The organism is Bradyrhizobium sp. 26S5 (genome assembly GCF_036923295.1).
Lineage (GTDB): Bacteria > Pseudomonadota > Alphaproteobacteria > Rhizobiales > Xanthobacteraceae > Bradyrhizobium > Bradyrhizobium septentrionale.
This window is the reverse complement of sequence record NZ_CP145948.1, coordinates 7,598,084-7,614,491: the sequence shown is the minus strand read 5'-3', so window position 1 is coordinate 7,614,491 and position 16,408 is coordinate 7,598,084. Positions and strand designations below refer to the sequence as shown.

The following is a 16,408-nucleotide window of genomic DNA, read 5'->3' as shown; positions in this document are numbered from 1 at the left end:
TTCTGGCGAAAGGATGCTGACAGACTTCGCCGGCTCGACCAATTCCGGATCTTCCCTTAGGGGGCGGTCCGCACGCCGGAAGGGCACGATGCATTTCGCAGACAGGACATGCTGCGGCGGAGAGTCGTGGCGGGCGAACCGGAGGCGTCCACGATTTCCCAATCGACGTGGCCGGTATCAATCGTCGCTTGGGCGTTGACAACGTCGATCGTCGCATCGGAGGCATCGTGCCGTCGCGATGCGACACGTTGCAGCCGCGCGGCGTCATTGGCAGTCTGAAATATCCCGCTGAATTCGACTTTGGCGCTGCGGGCAACCGCTTTTGCGGCGTCGCGTTCGGCTTGCTGCAGGAATGCTGCGTCGAGGATAACTGAGATTCCTTGCGCCACGGCGTGGCCGGCACGATCGAGCATGGCCTGGTAAACGCGGTCAGATGCTTCGGGAGTGTAGGCCTCAGGCGGCAGTGTGGTGTGTTCGGTGACCTGGTTGGGTTGCTTGCGAATGACATCGGATCGCAGAACCAGGGCGCCCGGAGGTGGCACGATCAGATACGCCATGTCGCGCGCAAGCACGCTCTTGCCGGTACCGGACTTCCCGCCAATTGCAAGCAGGCGGGACGGCCTCGGTTCAATGAGCCGGCGTGCAAGCTGGAAATACCGTTTTGCGTAGGCGGTGATCGTTTGGTCGCTTTGGTGTTGCCGCCGCGTGGTGAAGAGCACGTTGGCGCGTATTGCTGCGCGCATCGACAGGAACAGCGGCAGCAACGACAGCGCGTTCGACTGTGCATCCCAAGTGGTTTGCACGTAGCTGTTGAACAGTCTGTTGGCTGTCGGCTCTTGCCCGAAGTACAGCAGATCCATCACGGGGAACGCGAGGTCATAAAGGACGTCGGTTGTCGCGATGACCGGATCAAACTCGATGCATCGAATAGAACGGGCCGGCCGTCGAGCAGGACGATGTTGCCGAGATGTGCATCGCCGTGACAGTGCCGGACCTGTCCAGCGGCGGCGCGGCGGCGCAGCAGTTCGAGGTTGCGTGCGAGGGCCTGATGACTCAGTTCGTGCAATCTATCGATTTCCTCTCGGGAGAGAACTGGCTCGGCGCAAAACTGCTTCGTATTGCGATCGATGATGACAGGGAGCGAGGCAAGCCATCGGGATCCTTCGCGTCCGGTTGCGGTCCGATGGGATTCGAGCAGGATGGCGGCCAGTCTCTCGCCAAGCTCCGGCCGGATTGGATCTTGCTCGGCAAGATGATCGAGCGTCTTGTTTTCGTCGAAGCGAGCCATTTCGACGGCCCATTCGACAACCGGTCCGGTCCCCCCGATCGCAAGACCTTCGCGCCCGCGCGTGATTGGGACCGCCCTGTGATAGATTGCGGGGGCGTGGCGCTTGTTGATGGCAATCTCATCTTCGCAAGCGCCGCTCTCCAACGTCGAGAAGTCGAGGTAAGGAAGCTTGACCGCTCGCTTGATCTTCAGGGCGCGCGACGGCTCCAGGAATACGCTCGAACAATGCGTGTCGATCCGCCGCACGGCAACGTTCGGTCGATCCGATCCGGCCAGAAACGACAATACGGCGTCCTGGCTGGCTTCACCCGTGGCCGCGTCGGTAGGCGATTCCGCTGTCATCACGGTCTCAGCACAGCAGCGCCGACCAGCTTGCCGTCGCGCAGGCGCGCAAGCGCTTTGTTCGCCTGATTCAAGGGGAAGACGGTGACGTGCGTTCGGATCGCGGCCTTCGCCGCGATCCTGAGAAAGTCGACGCCATCCTGTCGGGTGAGGTTGGCGACGGAGATGATCTGCCGTTCACCCCAGAGAATGTTGTAGGGAAAGCTCGGAATATCAGACATGTGGATGCCGGCGCAGACCACGCGTCCGCCCTTGCGCAGCGCGCGCAATGCAAGCGGGACGAGGGGCCCCGCGGGTGCGTAGATGATCGCGGCATCAAGTTCGGCCGGCGGTCGATCGCCCGAAGAGCCGGCCCAGCATGCGCCGAGCGACAAAGCCAAGTGCTGGGCCTCGGTGTCGCCCGCACGGGTCAAAGCGTACACATCCCGCCCTTGCCAACGCGCCACTTGTGCGACGATATGTCCCGCCGCGCCAAAACCGTAGATGCCGAGTTTGCGGCCGTCGCCAGCCATCACCAGGGAGCGCCAGCCGATCAGGCCGGCGCAGAGCAGCGGTGCAAGCTCCGCGTCCTCGCCGTCTTCACCGAGCGGAAAGCAGTAACGCGCGTCTGCCACCAGGTGGGTGGCAAAGCCGCCGTCCCGCGTATAACCGGTGAACAGTGGGTCATCGCAGAGATTTTCCTTACCCTCCCGGCAATAAGGGCAGTGCCCGCAGGTCGACCCGAGCCAGGGAACGCCAACGCGCGTACCAAGCTGCGCGCCGCTTACGCCGTCACCAATCGCGTCGATGCGGCCGACCACTTCGTGCCCGGGAACGATCGGATAGGAAATGTTTGGCAATTCTCCGTTGACGACGTGCAGATCGGTGCGGCAAACGCCGCAGGCGCTGACTTTCACGCGGACCTCGCCGGGACGAGGGACTGGGTCTGGCCGTTGCACTTGTTGCAGCGTCGCGCCGCGCGCGGTCAAGATCATGGCGTGCATACCGAAACTCGCTTTAGCTCGATGACCATTCTTTGATCACATCATTTGACTCCGTTTTGATCCTGGTCAACGGCCGATTGGCTCTTCCGGATTAGCTTTGCTTCGCAATCAAGACCCAAAAGGGCCTGCTCAAGACCACCGTCAAGAGGCTGGCCGCCAAGTAGAACAGGCGATCGACATCAAGACGGTGGCGTAAGCGCTTCGCGGGGTAGTTGCTCAGGCGCGGTGCCTCCGCGAAGTGCCATCCAACCCAGGGGATCAGCCATGTACGAGTTTCTTCAGGAAACCGTCGCGAGCAATATGACGAAGTCGGTCCGGAGCGTCGCTCCCGAGATGAGCGTGGGCGATCTTTACCGGCTGTTCGCAAGAGACGACTATGATGCCTATCCCGTCCTGCGCGACGATATCGTGGTTGGGTTCGTCACGAAACTCGACGCCCTTAAGGTGTTCGCGCTCACGACGGATCACATATTGCCACATTATGACGATCGCATGGGGACGACAGTCGACGAGATCATGTCGTGCGATGTGATTGCAGTCGAGCCGGACACAAATCTGCAGCGTGTTCTGCAGCTGATGGTCGCACATCGGCTCAAGAGCCTGCCCGTGGTTGACGGACATCACCACCTGCTCGGAATTATCGCTCGCGAGGACGTCATGCGGGCTCTGGCGCGCTGCACGAATCGACAGGCGCCTCCGCTGGTTCCCTGCGAGACCGTTCGATGTCTACTTTTGGCTTAGAGCGGGTTCTTTTGCCGCGAACAATAGCACTTGTCGGCGGTAGCTCGCGTCCGTCGTCGTTGGGCGGGGCTGTTCTCAGGAATCTCAAGGCGAGCGGCTTTGTCGGCCGGATCGCCGTGGTCAATCCAAACTACGCTAAGATCGGCGGCGAAGCTACGTTCCCGGACATCAAGTCGCTACCGTTCGTTCCGGATCTCCTCGTGATCGCGGCGCCGGCGGCTGCGATACCCGTGATCATCTCGGACGCCGCCGCGGTCGGCGTCGGCGGCGCGGTGATCCTGTCGGCGGGTCTCGGGCACGGCGCGGGCTCGCTTGCCGAAATGGTTGCGCGGACGGCGCGCAAGCACGGCATACGCCTGATCGGGCCCAACTGTATCGGGCTGATGGTCCCGCAGGCGAAGCTCAATGCGAGCTTCGCGGCCCATCGTCCATTCGACGGACGGATGGCCCTGATCTCGCAGTCCGGCGCCATTGCTGCCGCGATGATCGAATGGGCTGCGCAACGGCGGCTTGGCTTTTCCGGCATTGTCTCGATCGGCGACCAGCTCGACGTCGACGTTGCCGACCTGCTCGACTATTTCGCATTGGACGACCATACCAACGCGATCCTGCTCTATGTGGAGGCCATCAAGGATGCGCGCAAGTTCATGTCCGCAGCGCGCTCCGCGGCGCGGCTCAAGCCGGTAATCGTCGTCAAGGCGGGGAGGATGGCCCAGGGCGCCAAGGCCGCTGCCACCCACACCGGCGCGCTGGCCGGTTCAGACGCCGTCTTTGATGCAGCATTCCGCCGTGCTGGTATACTGCGTGTGTACGACCTGCGCGAACTGTTCGATTGCGCCGAGTTGCTCGGCCGCGGTTTTGTTCCACGCGGCAACCGGCTGGCGGTTTTGACCAATGGCGGCGGGCTCGGTATCCTAGCGATCGACCGGCTTGCCGAACTCGGGGGCACTCCGGCGAACTTGACGACGGAGATCATTGCTCGGCTCGATCGGGTTCTGCCGCGAGGCTGGTCTCGCGCCAATCCCGTCGATATTTCCGGCGACGCCGATGCCACTCGCTACGTGTCCGCGCTCGACGCATTGCTCGAGGACACGAACAGTGACGCGGTGCTGGTCATGAACGTGGAAACGGCGGTCGCGCCGGCCGAAGGAATCGCCGAAGCGGTGGCACAATGTGTTCTTGATCGTCGGACCAGGAAGAGCGACGTTGGCACGCTGGTGCTTGCATCGTGGGATGGTGCCGACGACCGCACGGCGGCGACCTTTGAAGCTGCCCACATCCCGCATTTTCCGACCGAGGATGATGCGGTGCGCGCCTTCACGTATCTGGTGAGATTCCGCGAAGCCTCCGTCGCACTGGCCGCAACGCCGCCCGGTATCGCCTCGACCTTAAAGCCGGAAACGGCTGCGGCGCGGCGCATAATCGCGAAGGCGCTGTCCGAAGGGCGGGAATGGCTTGACCCGGCCGAGATCGCCGCCCTGTTTGAGGCTTACGATATTCCGATGGTGCCGACGATTGCCGCGCGCGATGCCGACGATGCCGCGGAGAAGGCCGTGCCGTTCCTGGCCCGGGGACTTGTGGTGGCCGTCAAGCTGCTTTCCCGCGACGTCCGTCACAAGTCGGATATCGGCGGCGTCATTCTCGGCTTGCTGACTCGCGAAAGCATCGCCGAGGCGGCCCGGACGGTGCTCGCGCGTGCCCGGAACGCGCGTCCCGATGCCACCCTTCAGGGGGTGACGATCCAACCGATGATCGAGCGGAGGGCGGCACGCGAACTGATCGTCGGCATTGCCGACGATCCTACCTTTGGCCCCGTGATCGTGTTTGGCCGCGGTGGCACCGCGGTCGAGGTGATCAACGATAAGGCGCTGGCGCTGCCACCGCTCGACATGAACCTGGCGCGCGACCTGGTGGGGCGGACTCGGGTCTCGCGGCTGCTTGCGGCCTATCGCGACGTGCCCGCTGTCCCCGGCGACGCCGTGCCGCTCACCCTCGTCAAGCTGGCGCAGATGGCGGCCGATATTCCGGAAGTCGCAGAGCTCGACATCAATCCGCTACTGGCAGACGAGAGCGGCGTGATTGCGCTCGACGCGCGCGTGGCAGTCCGCAGACCAGTGCGGCTGTTTGCCGGCCAGACGCGGCTCGCGGTGCGGCCTTACCCGTCTCAATGGGAAGGAGAGCTTGCCCTCAGGGGCGGCTCGCGCGTCGTGATACGGCCGTTGCGGCCGGAAGATGAGCTAATGGTCGAGAACTTCTTCAGGCGAGTGACCGCCGAGGACCTTAGGCTTCGCTTCTTCCAGGCAATGAAGAATTTTTCGCACACGTTCATTGCACGGCTGACTCAGCTCGACTATGCGCGTGCGATGGCCTTTGCGGCGCTGGATCCGAGTACTGGCGCGATGGTGGGAGCAGTCCAGCTTCATTCGGACTCGCTCTACGAGAATGCCGAATATGCTATCCTGCTGCAGTCAGACCTCAAGGGCAAAGGACTGGGATGGGCGTTGATGCAGCTCCTGATCCATTATGCGAGGTCGGAAGGACTCAAGCGGCTGTCCGGCGAAGTGCTGGCCGAGAACACGACCATGCTGAACATGTGCCATGAGCTCGGTTTCACGGCCGCCGCAGTGCCCACCGACCACAGGATCATCAATGTCGTCCTAGACCTCTCCCTTCCGGCGATGGATGCCTTGGGGACCGACATCCTGATCCGGCGTGGGCGCGATCAAAGCGGCGAGACCGCAACGATCCGATAGGGATGCATGCCATCCGCCTCGCGGACAGAGACATATTCGCCGAGGCGAAAGCGCTCGTTGCCGAAATGATATCCGGCTTCATCGGCGGCTGCCCCTGCCACGTCGTAGTGGAATCGCCAGCTGTCGCTCGGTCCGTGCACAAGGTGGCCGAGTTCATCGTCCTCGTCGGGCCGCTGACGAACGACACGGCAGGCCTCGCGATGGGTTTTCCAAGTCTCGACATCGATCCGCGACGCCGTGTCTAGCGGAGCGACGATGATATAGCCGATCGCGGAGGCGCCCTCGGGGTGATCGTGCTCGCGTGCACGTTCGAGCCGGACCTGTCTGAATGAGTGCGGTAACGCAGTATTCGGCAAAGGCTTGAAAGCGGGGCGGTTCATCGAAATCTTCCTGAGCGTGCCCGGTGCTGACGGGCCAAACATGCCAAATCATAGGCCTCCCGCCCGCAAAGCCGTTTGATTTGCGTCAAGAACGACCTGGAGGCCGTTGAAGCAAATTGCGTTGTGTCAAACACCGCCGCCGCCAGCCTCCTATGCTTGATAGGCAAACTTGGAGTTGGTTCCCTTGCTCAGCGTACCGGCATTGACAGCGAACGCAGACGATCCACGCCTGCTAACAGCATGCGGCGCCTGGAACGTTGCCAATGTCGAGCAGTTGGAGCAGCTGTGCGAGGGGGCGGCGCGCACTGACATCGGGGCGATTGATCTGCGTCACATCACCACGCTCGACACAGTCGGGGCTTGGCTGCTTGAAAAGCTGGCCCGCGGTGGCGCAACCAGAGCAGCCCTCACCGGTGCCGACGGTCCGCACGATGACTTGTTGGAAGAGGTGCGAGGACTGAACCGCGGCGGCCCTGCGGAACGCAAATCGTTCAACCCCTTGCTGCAGAGGCTCGATCAGCTCGGCCGCGGCGGCCGGCGGCTGGCGTCCGATTCGGGGGCATTCCTCCATATGCTCGGTACCGTCAGCGCAGCCCTGCTAGGCATTCTCAGGCATCCGCGGTCGTTTCGGCTGACATCAACCGTCTACCAGCTCGGCCGAGTGGGGTGGCAAGCGGTACCGATCATAGCCCTGATCACGTTCCTGATCGGGGCCATCATCGCCCAGCAAGGGATTTTCCATTTCCGTCGCTTCGGCGCGGAATCCTATGTCGTCGACATGGTCGGCATCCTCGTGCTGCGCGAGATCGGCGTGTTGATCGTCGCCATCATGGTGGCGGGACGATCGGGGAGTGCCTATACCGCCGAGATCGGCGCAATGAAGATGCGTGAGGAGATTGATGCCCTCAGCACCATGGGGCTCGATCCGGTTGCAGTCCTGATCCTGCCACGAATCCTGGCGCTCGTGGTGGCGTTGCCGATCCTTGCCTTTCTCGGCTCGCTCGCGGCGCTCTATGGCGGCGGGCTCATCGCCTGGCTCTATGGCGGCATGAGCCCTGCAATCTTCATCGCACGTCTCCATGAGGCGGTTTCCGTCAGGCATTTTGAGGTCGGCATCATCAAGGCGCCGTTCATGGCGCTCGTGATCGGGCTTGTCGCGGCCGTGGAGGGGCTGAGCGTCAAGGGCAGCGCGGAGTCGCTCGGGGAGCGAACGACCGCCTCGGTGGTGAAATCGATCTTCCTGGTGATCGTGCTCGACGGACTGTTTGCAGTCTTCTTCGCCTCGATCGGGATGTAGCCATGACCGACGCCCCGGCGATACACATACGGGACCTCGTGGTCGGCTTTGGCAAGAAGATCATCCTCGATCACCTCGACCTCGATGTGAAGGACGGGGAAATTCTTGGCCTCGTAGGGGCATCCGGTGGCGGAAAATCTGTACTGATGCGAACGTTGGTGGGATTGCTGCCAAAGCGCAGCGGGCAGATCGATTTCGCAAGCGGCAGCCTTGAACGTCGTTGGGGCATCCTGTTCCAGCAGGGAGCGCTGTTCTCGGCGCTGACGGCTCGACAGAACATTCAGTTTCCTCTGCGCGAGCGCGCGCGGCTTTCGCCGCGGCTGCTTGACGAAATTGCGGACGCAAAACTCGAGATGGTCGGCCTCGCGCGCGAAGACGGGGACAAGTTTCCGTCCGAGCTCTCGGGCGGCATGACCAAGCGTGTTGCGCTTGCCAGGGCACTGGCGCTCGATCCAGCGCTGCTCTTTCTCGATGAGCCGACATCCGGCCTCGATCCGATCGCGGCCGGCGAGTTTGACGCCCTCATCCGGACGTTGCACCGGACGCTGCGCTTCACTGTCTTCATGGTGACGCATGATTTGAACAGCCTACAAGCCGTCTGCGATCGCGTTGCCGCGCTCGCAGACGGCAGGATCGCAGCGATCGGATCGCTGCCCTCCGTGCTCGAGTCCGATCATCCTTGGGTCAAGGCCTACTTTCATGGTGCCCGCGCGCAAATGCTCGGCTTGGGCAGCTAGACGAGAGAGAAACACATGGAAATTCGCGCGCCCTACATTATTGTCGGTGCATTCGTATTATCGGCAATCGTCGCGGTGTTCGGCTTTGTCTATTGGCTGAACAATGTCGGTGGCATTGGCAAGCGGGAGACGTATCAGCTTGTTTTCACCGATCCCGTGTCTGGGCTCCTCGTTGGTGCAGGCGTCCTCTTCAACGGTATCCGCGTCGGCGAGGTGACTGCACTTGAGCTGGTGCCGGAACGCCCGCGCGAGGTTCGCGCCAAGATCGCGGTCGCTGAGCACACGCCGGTGCATAGCGACACGCGCGTTGGTCTCGATTTCCAGGGGTTGACTGGTGTTCCCGTGATTGCGCTGGAAGGTGGTGATGATCCCGCGTCGCCGCCGGCGCGCGGGCCGCTGGTGGCCGAAAAGGGCGCCGTTCGGAGCATGACGCAGGCCGCGCGCGATGCCCTGCGCCGGGTGGATGCCGTTCTGTCTGAAAATGCGGCGCCGCTGCATAGCACGATCGATAATCTAAGTACGTTTGCTGAAGGACTCGCGCGCAACACCTCCAAGCTTGACGGCATCGTGGCAGGGCTGGAGCGCATGACGGGCGGCGGTACGCCCGCGCCGCGCAAGGTAGTCTACGACCTTCACGCCGTGGACAGCTTCGGGTTGCAACACCATGCAGCTCTGCCTGCGCCGTTGATCATAGCTGAGCCGACCGCGATTACCCACCTGCAGACCCAGCGTTTTCTGTTCTCGCCGGATGAAGAAAATCAAGGGTTTGAGGCCGTGCAATGGAGCGACAGCCTTCCGGCGCTGGTGCAGGCGCGACTACTGCAGAGCTTCGAGAATTACGACATCGCACATGCGCCGTTCCGCGCCGACAGCGGCGTAGAAGGTGCGTCACGTCTGCTGATCGATCTCCGTCGTTTTGAAATCGTGCTCGGAACCCAGCCGCGCGCGATCATCTCCTTCTCTGCGAAGATAGTGGACCAGAATGGTCAGGTAAAGGTTGCAAAGATTCTCGATGACTCCGAAGAGATGACCTCACTGACGCCGCCTGAGGCGGCAGCCGCATTTGATCGGGCCTTCGGCGCGCTCGCACGCGAGCTCGTGATGTGGGTTGCGGCGACGGATTGAATAGGGCGGTTGTAGTGGGCGCAACCTAGCAACCTGCAGACAGCAGGCTGCGGCAGTGCCGCGCAATGCTGATCTCCTCGTTGGTGGGAATGACCAGCACATCCACCGGGCTGCCCTTCGCAGCGATACGCTGCTTGCTCAGCGCATTTGCGGCCATATCCATCTTGACGCCAAGCCAGGCGAGACGATCACAGATGCGTTGCCTTATTTCAGCGGCGTGTTCACCGATGCCGCCGGTGAACACGAGGCCGTCAAGTCCGCTGAGCGAGGTCGCCATCACAGCGACCTCCGCGGCAACCCGGAACGTGAAGAGATCGATCGCGTCGCGTGCGGCGGCTTCCGGGCTTGCCAGCAGGGCGCGCATATCGGCCGAGATGCCGGACACGCCAAGCAGGCCCGACTTTTCGTACAATAAATGCTGGACCTCGTCGGCGGACATCTTCGCTTCTTGCAACAAATAGAGCAGCACGCCCGGATCGATCGTGCCGCAGCGTGTTCCCATGACGAGACCGTCGAGTGGGGTCAGTCCCATGGTGGTGTCGACGCTCTTGCCCTCGTGCAAGGCACAGAGGCTGGCGCCATTGCCGAGATGTGCCACCACCGTGTGCTTCTGCGTCGGTGCGAGTGCGGCGAGGCGGCCCGCGACATATTCGAAAGAGAGCCCGTGAAAACCATAGCGCCGGATGCCGCAGTCTTCGAAATGGCGCGGAATGGCAAAGCGGCTCGCAAGCGGCGTCAGGTTGTGATGGAAGGCTGTATCGAAGCAGGCGATTTGCGCGAGGCCTGGCCGCAGCGACTGCACCGCACAAACCGGTGTCAGACAGCGCGGCTGGTGCAGCGGGGCGAGCGGGGTCAACGCGTCCATCGCGGCGAGAGCTTGGTCGTCGATCATGATGGGGCGAAAGAAGTCGCGTCCGCCATGCACGACACGATGGCCAACCGCGACAAGCCTGTTCCCGGCGAGATGCCCGTCAGCAATCCAGGTCAAGATGCCGCTGAGCAGATCGACCCGCTGTCCTTCGCCGCCGGGAAGGCCTTTCTTGAACAGCTGTGTTCCGGACGCATCGGTCACCACGATGTGTGGCGCCGTTTGCTGCTCGTCGATCAGGCCCTTACACTTCAGTTCCGGCTCGACGGGTTCAATGTCGAACAAGCCGAACTTGATGCTGGAAGAGCCTGCATTCAGCACCAGGACATGATCGGACATCGGCGGTCTCTTTCGTGCTCGCTGCAGATGCGGCCTTTCAAATCCTCGATCACCGCAGTGTCGTACCACCTGCGCCGTTGCACCACGCCCAGTCTCGGATCTCCGGCATATCTTCGCCGTGCTCGCGCACGTAACGCGAATGCTCGGTCAGCCTGTCGCGGAATCCCTGCTTGACGTGGGCCGCGCTGATGTCGAGCCCCGGCACCCGCTCGATCGCCTCGATCGCAAGATGGAAGCGGTCAAGCCCGTTCAACACCACCATGTCGAATGGTGTCGTGGTGGTGCCTTCCTCAGCGAAACCGCGCACATGCATGCCGGCATGATTGGCGCGGTTATAGGTCAGGCGGTGGATCAGATAGGGATAGCCGTGATAGGCGAAAATCACCGGTTTGTCTCGCGTGAACAGGCTGTCGAAGTCGCGGTCGGACAGCCCGTGTGGATGCTGCTCCTTCGGCTGCAACGTCATCAGGTCGACGACGTTCACCACGCGAATCTTTAGGTCCGGCAGCGCCTTGTGCAGCAGATCGACTGCGGCGAGTGTCTCCAGCGTTGGAACGTCGCCGGCGCAAGCCATTACCACATCCGGCTCGGCGTTGGGCGGCTCGGTGCCGGCCCATTTCCAGATGCCGATGCCCGCCTCGCAATGATTGATCGCCTCACGCATCGAAAGCCATTGCGGAGCGGGCTGCTTGCCCGCGACGATCACGTTGATGCGATCGTAGGTGCGCAGGCAATGATCGGAGACCCACAGCAGAGTATTGGCATCGGGTGGAAAGTAGACGCGGACGATATCGGCCTTCTTGTTGGTGACGAGATCAACGAAGCCGGGATCCTGATGGCTGAAACCGTTGTGATCCTGTCGCCAGACATGCGAGGTCAGGAGATAGTTCAGCGAGGCGATAGGACGCCGCCACGGCAGCGCGCGCGAAACCTTCAGCCACTTGGCGTGCTGGTTGAACATCGAATCCACGATGTGGATGAAAGCCTCATAGCAGGAGAAGAAGCCGTGACGGCCGGTGAGCAGGTAGCCTTCGAGCCAGCCCTGGCAGAGATGCTCGCTCAGCACCTCCATCACGCGGCCGTCGTGCGCGAGGTGGACGTCGTAGGGCTCGATCCCTTCCATCCAGACCCGGTCGGTGGCTTCGAACACCGCGTCCAGCCGGTTGGACGAGGTTTCGTCCGGGCCCATGATACGGAAGTTGCGGGCGTTCGCATTGAGACTCACGACTTCGCGCAGAAACTTGCCGAGCTCGCGAGTGGCCTCGGCGACCACGCCCCCGGGGCTCGGAACGTCGACGGCATAGCTGCGGAAATCCGGTAGCTTGAGCTCACGCTTGAGCATGCCGCCATTGGCGTGCGGATTGGCCCCCATCCGGCGGTTGCCAGCCGGAGCGAGCGCCTGCAAATCCGGTTCGAGCCGGCCGTCCCCATCGAACAGCTTGCCCGGCTCGTAGCTCCTCATCCAGTGCTCAAGCAGCTTCAAATGCTCGGGATTGCCTCGCGGATTGGTGATCGGCACCTGATGGGCGCGCCAAAATCCCTCAACCTTCAATCCATCAACTTCTTTCGGGCCCGTCCAGCCCTTTGGACTGCGCAGTACGATCATCGGCCACTTGGCGCGCCGAAAGCCCGCAGCCTGTTGGCGTGCATGTTGCTGGATGGAACGGATATTGGCGAGCGCTACGTCTAGCGTGTCGGCCATCAGCCGGTGCATGGCGTGCGGATCGTCACCTTCGACGAACAGCGGCTCGTAGCCGTAGCCGATGAAGAGGCTGCGGACTTCCTCGTCATCCATCCGCCCCAGCACGGTAGGATTTGCAATCTTGTAGCCGTTGAGGTGCAGGATCGGCAGCACTGCGCCGTCATGCATCGGATTCAAGAACTTGTTGGAGTGCCAGGACGCCGCGAGTGGGCCGGTTTCCGCCTCGCCGTCGCCGACGACGCAAACGGCGATCAAATCAGGGTTGTCGAACACTGCGCCATACGCGTGCACCAGCGCATATCCCAGCTCGCCGCCTTCGTGAATTGAACCCGGCGTTTCCGGCGCCGCGTGGCTCGGAATGCCTCCGGGGAAGGAGAACTGACGGAACAACTTTTGCAAGCCATCCAGGTCGCGCGTCACCTCCGGATAGATTTCCGTGTATGTGCCCTCCAGATAGGTATTGGCGACCATGCCGGGACCGCCATGCCCGGGACCGCAGACATAGATGACGTTGAGATCGGACGCTTGGATCGCACGATTGAGATGAGCGTAGATAAAGTTGAGCCCCGGTGTGGTGCCCCAATGACCAAGCAATCGCGGCTTGATGTGCTCGGGTTTAAGCGGCTCGCTCAGAAGTGGGTTTGCCAGCAGGTAGATCTGGCCAATGGAAAGGAAATTGGCGGCTCGCCAGTAACGGTCGAGCAACTCGAGATCTTTGACCTGCGCTCGCTCATTTGGACCCGTGACTGATTGCATGCCGCTCTCCCGAGGAAGGGGTCAGGAATGACCTCAAAATCTGCTAATCGGTTCCGAGTTAAAAGGCCAATGTGACGGGAATAGCTTGAGCCAGCTCAAAGATGCTGGCCAATGCTCGCCCGAGCCTCATTGTTCCCGGCAACGGTGGGCTATCACGCCTTCGCGAAGCCGCTCAGACGGCCGACGGCCGAAAGTGGAAAAGACAGGCCCCACGCTGCCCCTCCGGAAAGTTCCCGTCGTCTTCTGCTGCGGATTGACCCTGCTCAATGCGTCTGTTCGGGCAATCGCGGATGCTGCCAGTATTCTCATCCTCCTGACGAGCGTCACCATGGCCGATCAAGCGAAATTGCCCATTGTCGAACAAGCAGAGCCTCACCAAGACACTCCAACTGTCAGTCGCGCGGAGCAGCCCGCTGATCGCCACTGGTTCCTGGACAAATTGGAAGATGACGAAGTTCGCGAGGCCCTGAAAGGCAGCGCGGCACTCGCCCCTTGCCACACAGAACAGGTTGGGGCGGTGCTTGAGCGAAACAGTGGATAGGAGGGGGCATATGACCGGTCCCCGGTCCGCTCGCTCCGGTTCGATGCCGAGCCCCGAGCATCACGTCGACAGAGCTGATGCGCTTCCAGGTCAACAACCCGAGAGCGCTGAAGTTGATTCGCGCGCGCCCGAGGCCTTGCGCAGGATACTGATGTCGCCAAGCTATCAGGAGGCGGATCAGGATGCCGATTTCATGCAGAGCGAGGCGACGCGCGGCGTCCGCCTTCAGCTCGATTTCCTCAAGACAGAAGCCCTGCTCCGGGAGCGACAGATAGCCCATACCATCGTCGTCTTTGGCAGCACGCGCGTTTGTGAGGCGCAAGCGGCCCAACGGACGGTAGAAGCGATAGCTGGACGGCTGTTGTCGAATCCCGAAGATGAAGGGCTGCGGCGTCGTCTCAAGAGCACGAGAAGCATCGCGGGAAAAGCCAAGTACTATGAGATGGCACGTAGGTTCGGCCAGATCGTCGGTGCCGCAAGCGAAAGGACGATCGGCGGCCGTACCATGATCATGACCGGCGGCGGACCTGGGATTATGGAGGCCGCCAACCGGGGCGCGCACGATGCGGGTGCCGAATCGATCGGACTCAACATCTCTCTTCCGAAAGAGCAGTACCCGAATCCATATGTCACGCCGGAGCTTTGCTTCAAATTCCACTATTTCGCGATGCGAAAGCTGCATTTTTTGATGCGTGCCCGGGCGCTCGTGGCCTTTCCTGGCGGGTTCGGAACCATGGACGAGCTGTTCGAGGTATTATCGTTGGCCCAAACGCGAAAGATCGCACTGGTGCCGGTCATATTGGTTGGCGAGTCGTATTGGCGTCGCGCGTTTGATCCGGACTTCCTGGTGGATGAGGGAGTCATCGATCCGGAAGACCGAGATCTCTTTTGGTTTGCAGAGTCGGCCGAGCAAGCGTGGCAGGACATTCTACTTTGGTATGAGACTGCGGGCCGGCCGCTTCTTCCGGCTCGAGAGGGCGCTTCAAGTGCCGAATCCACCGGCCCGGAGCCGCAATCGTGAAATTATCCTTCCACGGCGCCGATCGGGCAGTGACAGGATCCTGTCATCTGCTTGAATGCCTGGACCGGCGCATCCTCATCGATTGCGGCCTGTTTCAGGGTAGCCGAGACGTCGGTGAAGAGAATGCCGCCGACTTTGGTTTCGATCCCGCGACCATAGACTATGTTCTCCTGACTCACGCTCATCTGGATCATTGCGGCAGGCTTCCATTGCTCGTCAAACGGGGATTCAAGGGCGAGGTGATCACGACGTCGGCCAGCCGTGAGCTGTCGCGCCTGGTACTCGTTGATGCCGCGCATCTGCAGGGAGAAGAGGCGCGGCGGCGAACCCGCCAACGTCGCAGGCGCGGAGAAGAGGACGCGCCACCGCCGCTCTATACCGTTCTCGATGCGTTCAATTGCCTCGATCGTTTTGGAAGAACGGCCGAGTATGGCCAGCCGCTGCAGCTTGCGTCGGACCTTCGCGCGACATTCTTCGATGCCGGACATATTCTCGGTTCCGCGAGCATTCTGATGGAGGTCGGCGACCACGGCGGCACCCGATCGATCCTGTTCTCAGGTGATCTCGGCAATGCCGGCCGTCCGCTCCTGCGTCCCCCCCAACCACCGGCTCGGGCCGACATTGTCGTGATGGAATCGACTTATGGAGACCGACCTCACCGATCCATCGGGGACTCCATCGAGGAATTGCACGGCGCGATCAGCAGCACGTTGTCGAGAGGTGGCAACGTCATCATTCCGACGTTCGCGCTCGAGCGGGCCCAGGAAATTCTCTATATCCTGCGCCAGAGCGTGGAGCGCAGCCGGCTTCCGCCCACCATGCAGGTCTTCCTGGATTCGCCAATGGCGATCGAGGCAACCGAGATATTCAAGCGGCATTTCGAATGCCTCAGCTCCGAGGCGGCTAGTCTGTTTCGTGAAGGGCAAGACCCGCTGCACCTTGCCAATCTGCACCTCGTTCGCGAGAGCGCCGATTCTGTGGCGATCAACCGGATATCTGGTGGTGCTGTCATTATGGCCGGATCGGGCATGTGCACAGGGGGCAGGATTCGCCACCATCTCCGACACAACATCTGGCGAAAGGAAGCGGCAATCATATTCGTGGGATTCGCCGCATCCGGCACGATCGCGCGGCAAATCATCGATGGAGCCAAGTCCGTGCGCTTGTTTGAAGAGGACATTCCTGTCCGCAGTACGATTTACACGATCAATGGATTTTCGGCCCATGCGGATCAGAGCGAACTTCTTGCATGGCGGCGGCGCATCGAGGGATGCGAAACAACGTTTCTTGTCCATGGCGAAGAACCCGCGATGCAGCTGCTCTCCGACCAATTGTCGGGACAGCGGGTCGAGGCGCCGCGTCGCGGTGATGTATTCGATCTATGGTAGCCGACCTTGCGAAAGTTTGGCGCGCTCGAGACAACCGCAAGGGAGGATGGGTCGCTCGCCTCGTGACAGGTATTTAACCCCACCCGGTCCTTCGAAGTTTTTGAGCTTGCGCAAAAGGATTCAATGTAAGTCGGGGCTGCGGTTGGA

The 16,408-nt window shown here is 61.7% G+C and carries 14 protein-coding genes; 8 read left to right on the top strand and 6 right to left on the bottom strand.

Annotated elements, in window-relative coordinates; translation table 11 throughout:
• Nucleotides 1–56 precede the first annotated feature (56 nt).
• Genes V5279_RS35825 through V5279_RS35815 form a run of 3 tightly spaced genes read right to left on the bottom strand, consistent with a single transcriptional unit; the run spans nucleotide 57 to nucleotide 2,613 of the window.
• A complete protein-coding gene (locus V5279_RS35825) occupies nucleotides 57–860 on the bottom strand; it encodes an AAA family ATPase (RefSeq protein ID WP_338691705.1) in 804 nt (267 codons plus the stop codon).
• On the bottom strand, nucleotides 860–1,630 hold the full coding sequence (locus V5279_RS35820; RefSeq protein ID WP_338691704.1) for a phosphotransferase: 771 nt from the start codon (nucleotides 1,628–1,630) through the stop codon (nucleotides 860–862). Before V5279_RS35820 ends, V5279_RS35825 begins: the two co-directional genes overlap by 1 nt.
• Nucleotides 1,630–2,613 carry a zinc-dependent alcohol dehydrogenase family protein gene (locus V5279_RS35815; RefSeq protein WP_338691703.1) on the bottom strand — a complete coding sequence of 328 codons (984 nt, stop codon included), beginning with the start codon at nucleotides 2,611–2,613 and terminating at the stop codon, nucleotides 1,630–1,632. The genes V5279_RS35820 and V5279_RS35815 overlap by 1 nt, the downstream gene beginning before the upstream one ends.
• 264 nt (nucleotides 2,614–2,877) lie before the next feature.
• Between V5279_RS35815 and V5279_RS35810 the strand changes: the two genes are divergently transcribed.
• Together V5279_RS35810 and V5279_RS35805 are read left to right on the top strand one after the other, a co-directional pair.
• Nucleotides 2,878–3,354: an HPP family protein gene (locus V5279_RS35810; RefSeq protein WP_165128239.1), complete on the top strand. Its 477-nt coding sequence runs from the start codon at nucleotides 2,878–2,880 to the stop codon at nucleotides 3,352–3,354.
• Nucleotides 3,336–6,107, top strand: coding sequence for a bifunctional acetate--CoA ligase family protein/GNAT family N-acetyltransferase (locus V5279_RS35805; RefSeq protein ID WP_338691702.1), 2,772 nt, complete (start codon nucleotides 3,336–3,338; stop codon nucleotides 6,105–6,107). Before V5279_RS35810 ends, V5279_RS35805 begins: the two co-directional genes overlap by 19 nt.
• Here the strand turns inward: V5279_RS35805 and V5279_RS35800 are convergent.
• A complete protein-coding gene (locus V5279_RS35800) occupies nucleotides 6,077–6,487 on the bottom strand; it encodes a hypothetical protein (protein ID WP_165128243.1) in 411 nt (136 codons plus the stop codon). The genes V5279_RS35805 and V5279_RS35800 overlap by 31 nt on opposite strands.
• A 184-nt stretch (nucleotides 6,488–6,671) precedes the next feature.
• Between V5279_RS35800 and V5279_RS35795 the strand changes: the two genes are divergently transcribed.
• From V5279_RS35795 to V5279_RS35785, 3 genes are read left to right on the top strand one after another with little or no spacing between them, the layout of a single operon-like run.
• Nucleotides 6,672–7,784, top strand: a complete 1,113-nt coding sequence (locus V5279_RS35795; protein WP_414645872.1) for an MlaE family ABC transporter permease — start codon at nucleotides 6,672–6,674, stop codon at nucleotides 7,782–7,784.
• A 2-nt stretch (nucleotides 7,785–7,786) separates the two neighbouring features.
• Nucleotides 7,787–8,521: an ABC transporter ATP-binding protein gene (locus V5279_RS35790; RefSeq protein WP_338691698.1), complete on the top strand. Its 735-nt coding sequence runs from the start codon at nucleotides 7,787–7,789 to the stop codon at nucleotides 8,519–8,521.
• Between the two features lie 15 nt (nucleotides 8,522–8,536).
• Nucleotides 8,537–9,646: an ABC-type transport auxiliary lipoprotein family protein gene (locus tag V5279_RS35785; RefSeq protein WP_338691697.1), complete on the top strand. Its 1,110-nt coding sequence runs from the start codon at nucleotides 8,537–8,539 to the stop codon at nucleotides 9,644–9,646.
• A gap of 25 nt (nucleotides 9,647–9,671) precedes the next feature.
• Here V5279_RS35785 and V5279_RS35780 read toward each other — a convergent pair whose 3' ends face one another.
• Both V5279_RS35780 and V5279_RS35775 read right to left on the bottom strand, forming a co-directional pair.
• Nucleotides 9,672–10,853, bottom strand: coding sequence for an acetate/propionate family kinase (locus V5279_RS35780; protein ID WP_338691696.1), 1,182 nt, complete (start codon nucleotides 10,851–10,853; stop codon nucleotides 9,672–9,674).
• A 49-nt stretch (nucleotides 10,854–10,902) separates the two neighbouring features.
• Nucleotides 10,903–13,311, bottom strand: a complete 2,409-nt coding sequence (locus tag V5279_RS35775; RefSeq protein WP_338691695.1) for a phosphoketolase family protein — start codon at nucleotides 13,309–13,311, stop codon at nucleotides 10,903–10,905.
• Nucleotides 13,312–13,504: 193 nt separating this feature from the next.
• Between V5279_RS35775 and V5279_RS35770 the strand changes: the two genes are divergently transcribed.
• Genes V5279_RS35770 through V5279_RS35760 form a run of 3 tightly spaced genes read left to right on the top strand, consistent with a single transcriptional unit; the run spans nucleotide 13,505 to nucleotide 16,261 of the window.
• Nucleotides 13,505–13,852, top strand: a complete 348-nt coding sequence (locus tag V5279_RS35770; protein WP_338691693.1) for a hypothetical protein — start codon at nucleotides 13,505–13,507, stop codon at nucleotides 13,850–13,852.
• A gap of 10 nt (nucleotides 13,853–13,862) precedes the next feature.
• Entirely contained in the window at nucleotides 13,863–14,873 is a 1,011-nt protein-coding gene (locus V5279_RS35765; protein ID WP_338691692.1) for an LOG family protein, read from the top strand.
• Entirely contained in the window at nucleotides 14,870–16,261 is a 1,392-nt protein-coding gene (locus V5279_RS35760; protein WP_338691691.1) for an MBL fold metallo-hydrolase, read from the top strand. Before V5279_RS35765 ends, V5279_RS35760 begins: the two co-directional genes overlap by 4 nt.
• The last annotated feature ends 147 nt before the right edge of the window (nucleotides 16,262–16,408 follow it).

What these genes read in the sequence shown, in the direction of transcription:
- V5279_RS35825 (WP_338691705.1), bottom strand. Translation starts at nt 860, where the DNA reads ATGGATCTGCTGTACTTCGGGCAAGAGCCGACAGCCAACAGACTGTTC.
- V5279_RS35820 (WP_338691704.1), bottom strand. Translation starts at nt 1,630, where the DNA reads ATGACAGCGGAATCGCCTACCGACGCGGCCACGGGTGAAGCCAGCCAG.
- V5279_RS35815 (WP_338691703.1), bottom strand. Translation starts at nt 2,613, where the DNA reads ATGCACGCCATGATCTTGACCGCGCGCGGCGCGACGCTGCAACAAGTG.
- V5279_RS35810 (WP_165128239.1), top strand. Translation starts at nt 2,878, where the DNA reads ATGTACGAGTTTCTTCAGGAAACCGTCGCGAGCAATATGACGAAGTCG.
- V5279_RS35805 (WP_338691702.1), top strand. Translation starts at nt 3,336, where the DNA reads ATGTCTACTTTTGGCTTAGAGCGGGTTCTTTTGCCGCGAACAATAGCA.
- V5279_RS35800 (WP_165128243.1), bottom strand. Translation starts at nt 6,487, where the DNA reads ATGAACCGCCCCGCTTTCAAGCCTTTGCCGAATACTGCGTTACCGCAC.
- V5279_RS35790 (WP_338691698.1), top strand. Translation starts at nt 7,787, where the DNA reads ATGACCGACGCCCCGGCGATACACATACGGGACCTCGTGGTCGGCTTT.
- V5279_RS35785 (WP_338691697.1), top strand. Translation starts at nt 8,537, where the DNA reads ATGGAAATTCGCGCGCCCTACATTATTGTCGGTGCATTCGTATTATCG.
- V5279_RS35780 (WP_338691696.1), bottom strand. Translation starts at nt 10,853, where the DNA reads ATGTCCGATCATGTCCTGGTGCTGAATGCAGGCTCTTCCAGCATCAAG.
- V5279_RS35775 (WP_338691695.1), bottom strand. Translation starts at nt 13,311, where the DNA reads ATGCAATCAGTCACGGGTCCAAATGAGCGAGCGCAGGTCAAAGATCTC.
- V5279_RS35765 (WP_338691692.1), top strand. Translation starts at nt 13,863, where the DNA reads ATGACCGGTCCCCGGTCCGCTCGCTCCGGTTCGATGCCGAGCCCCGAG.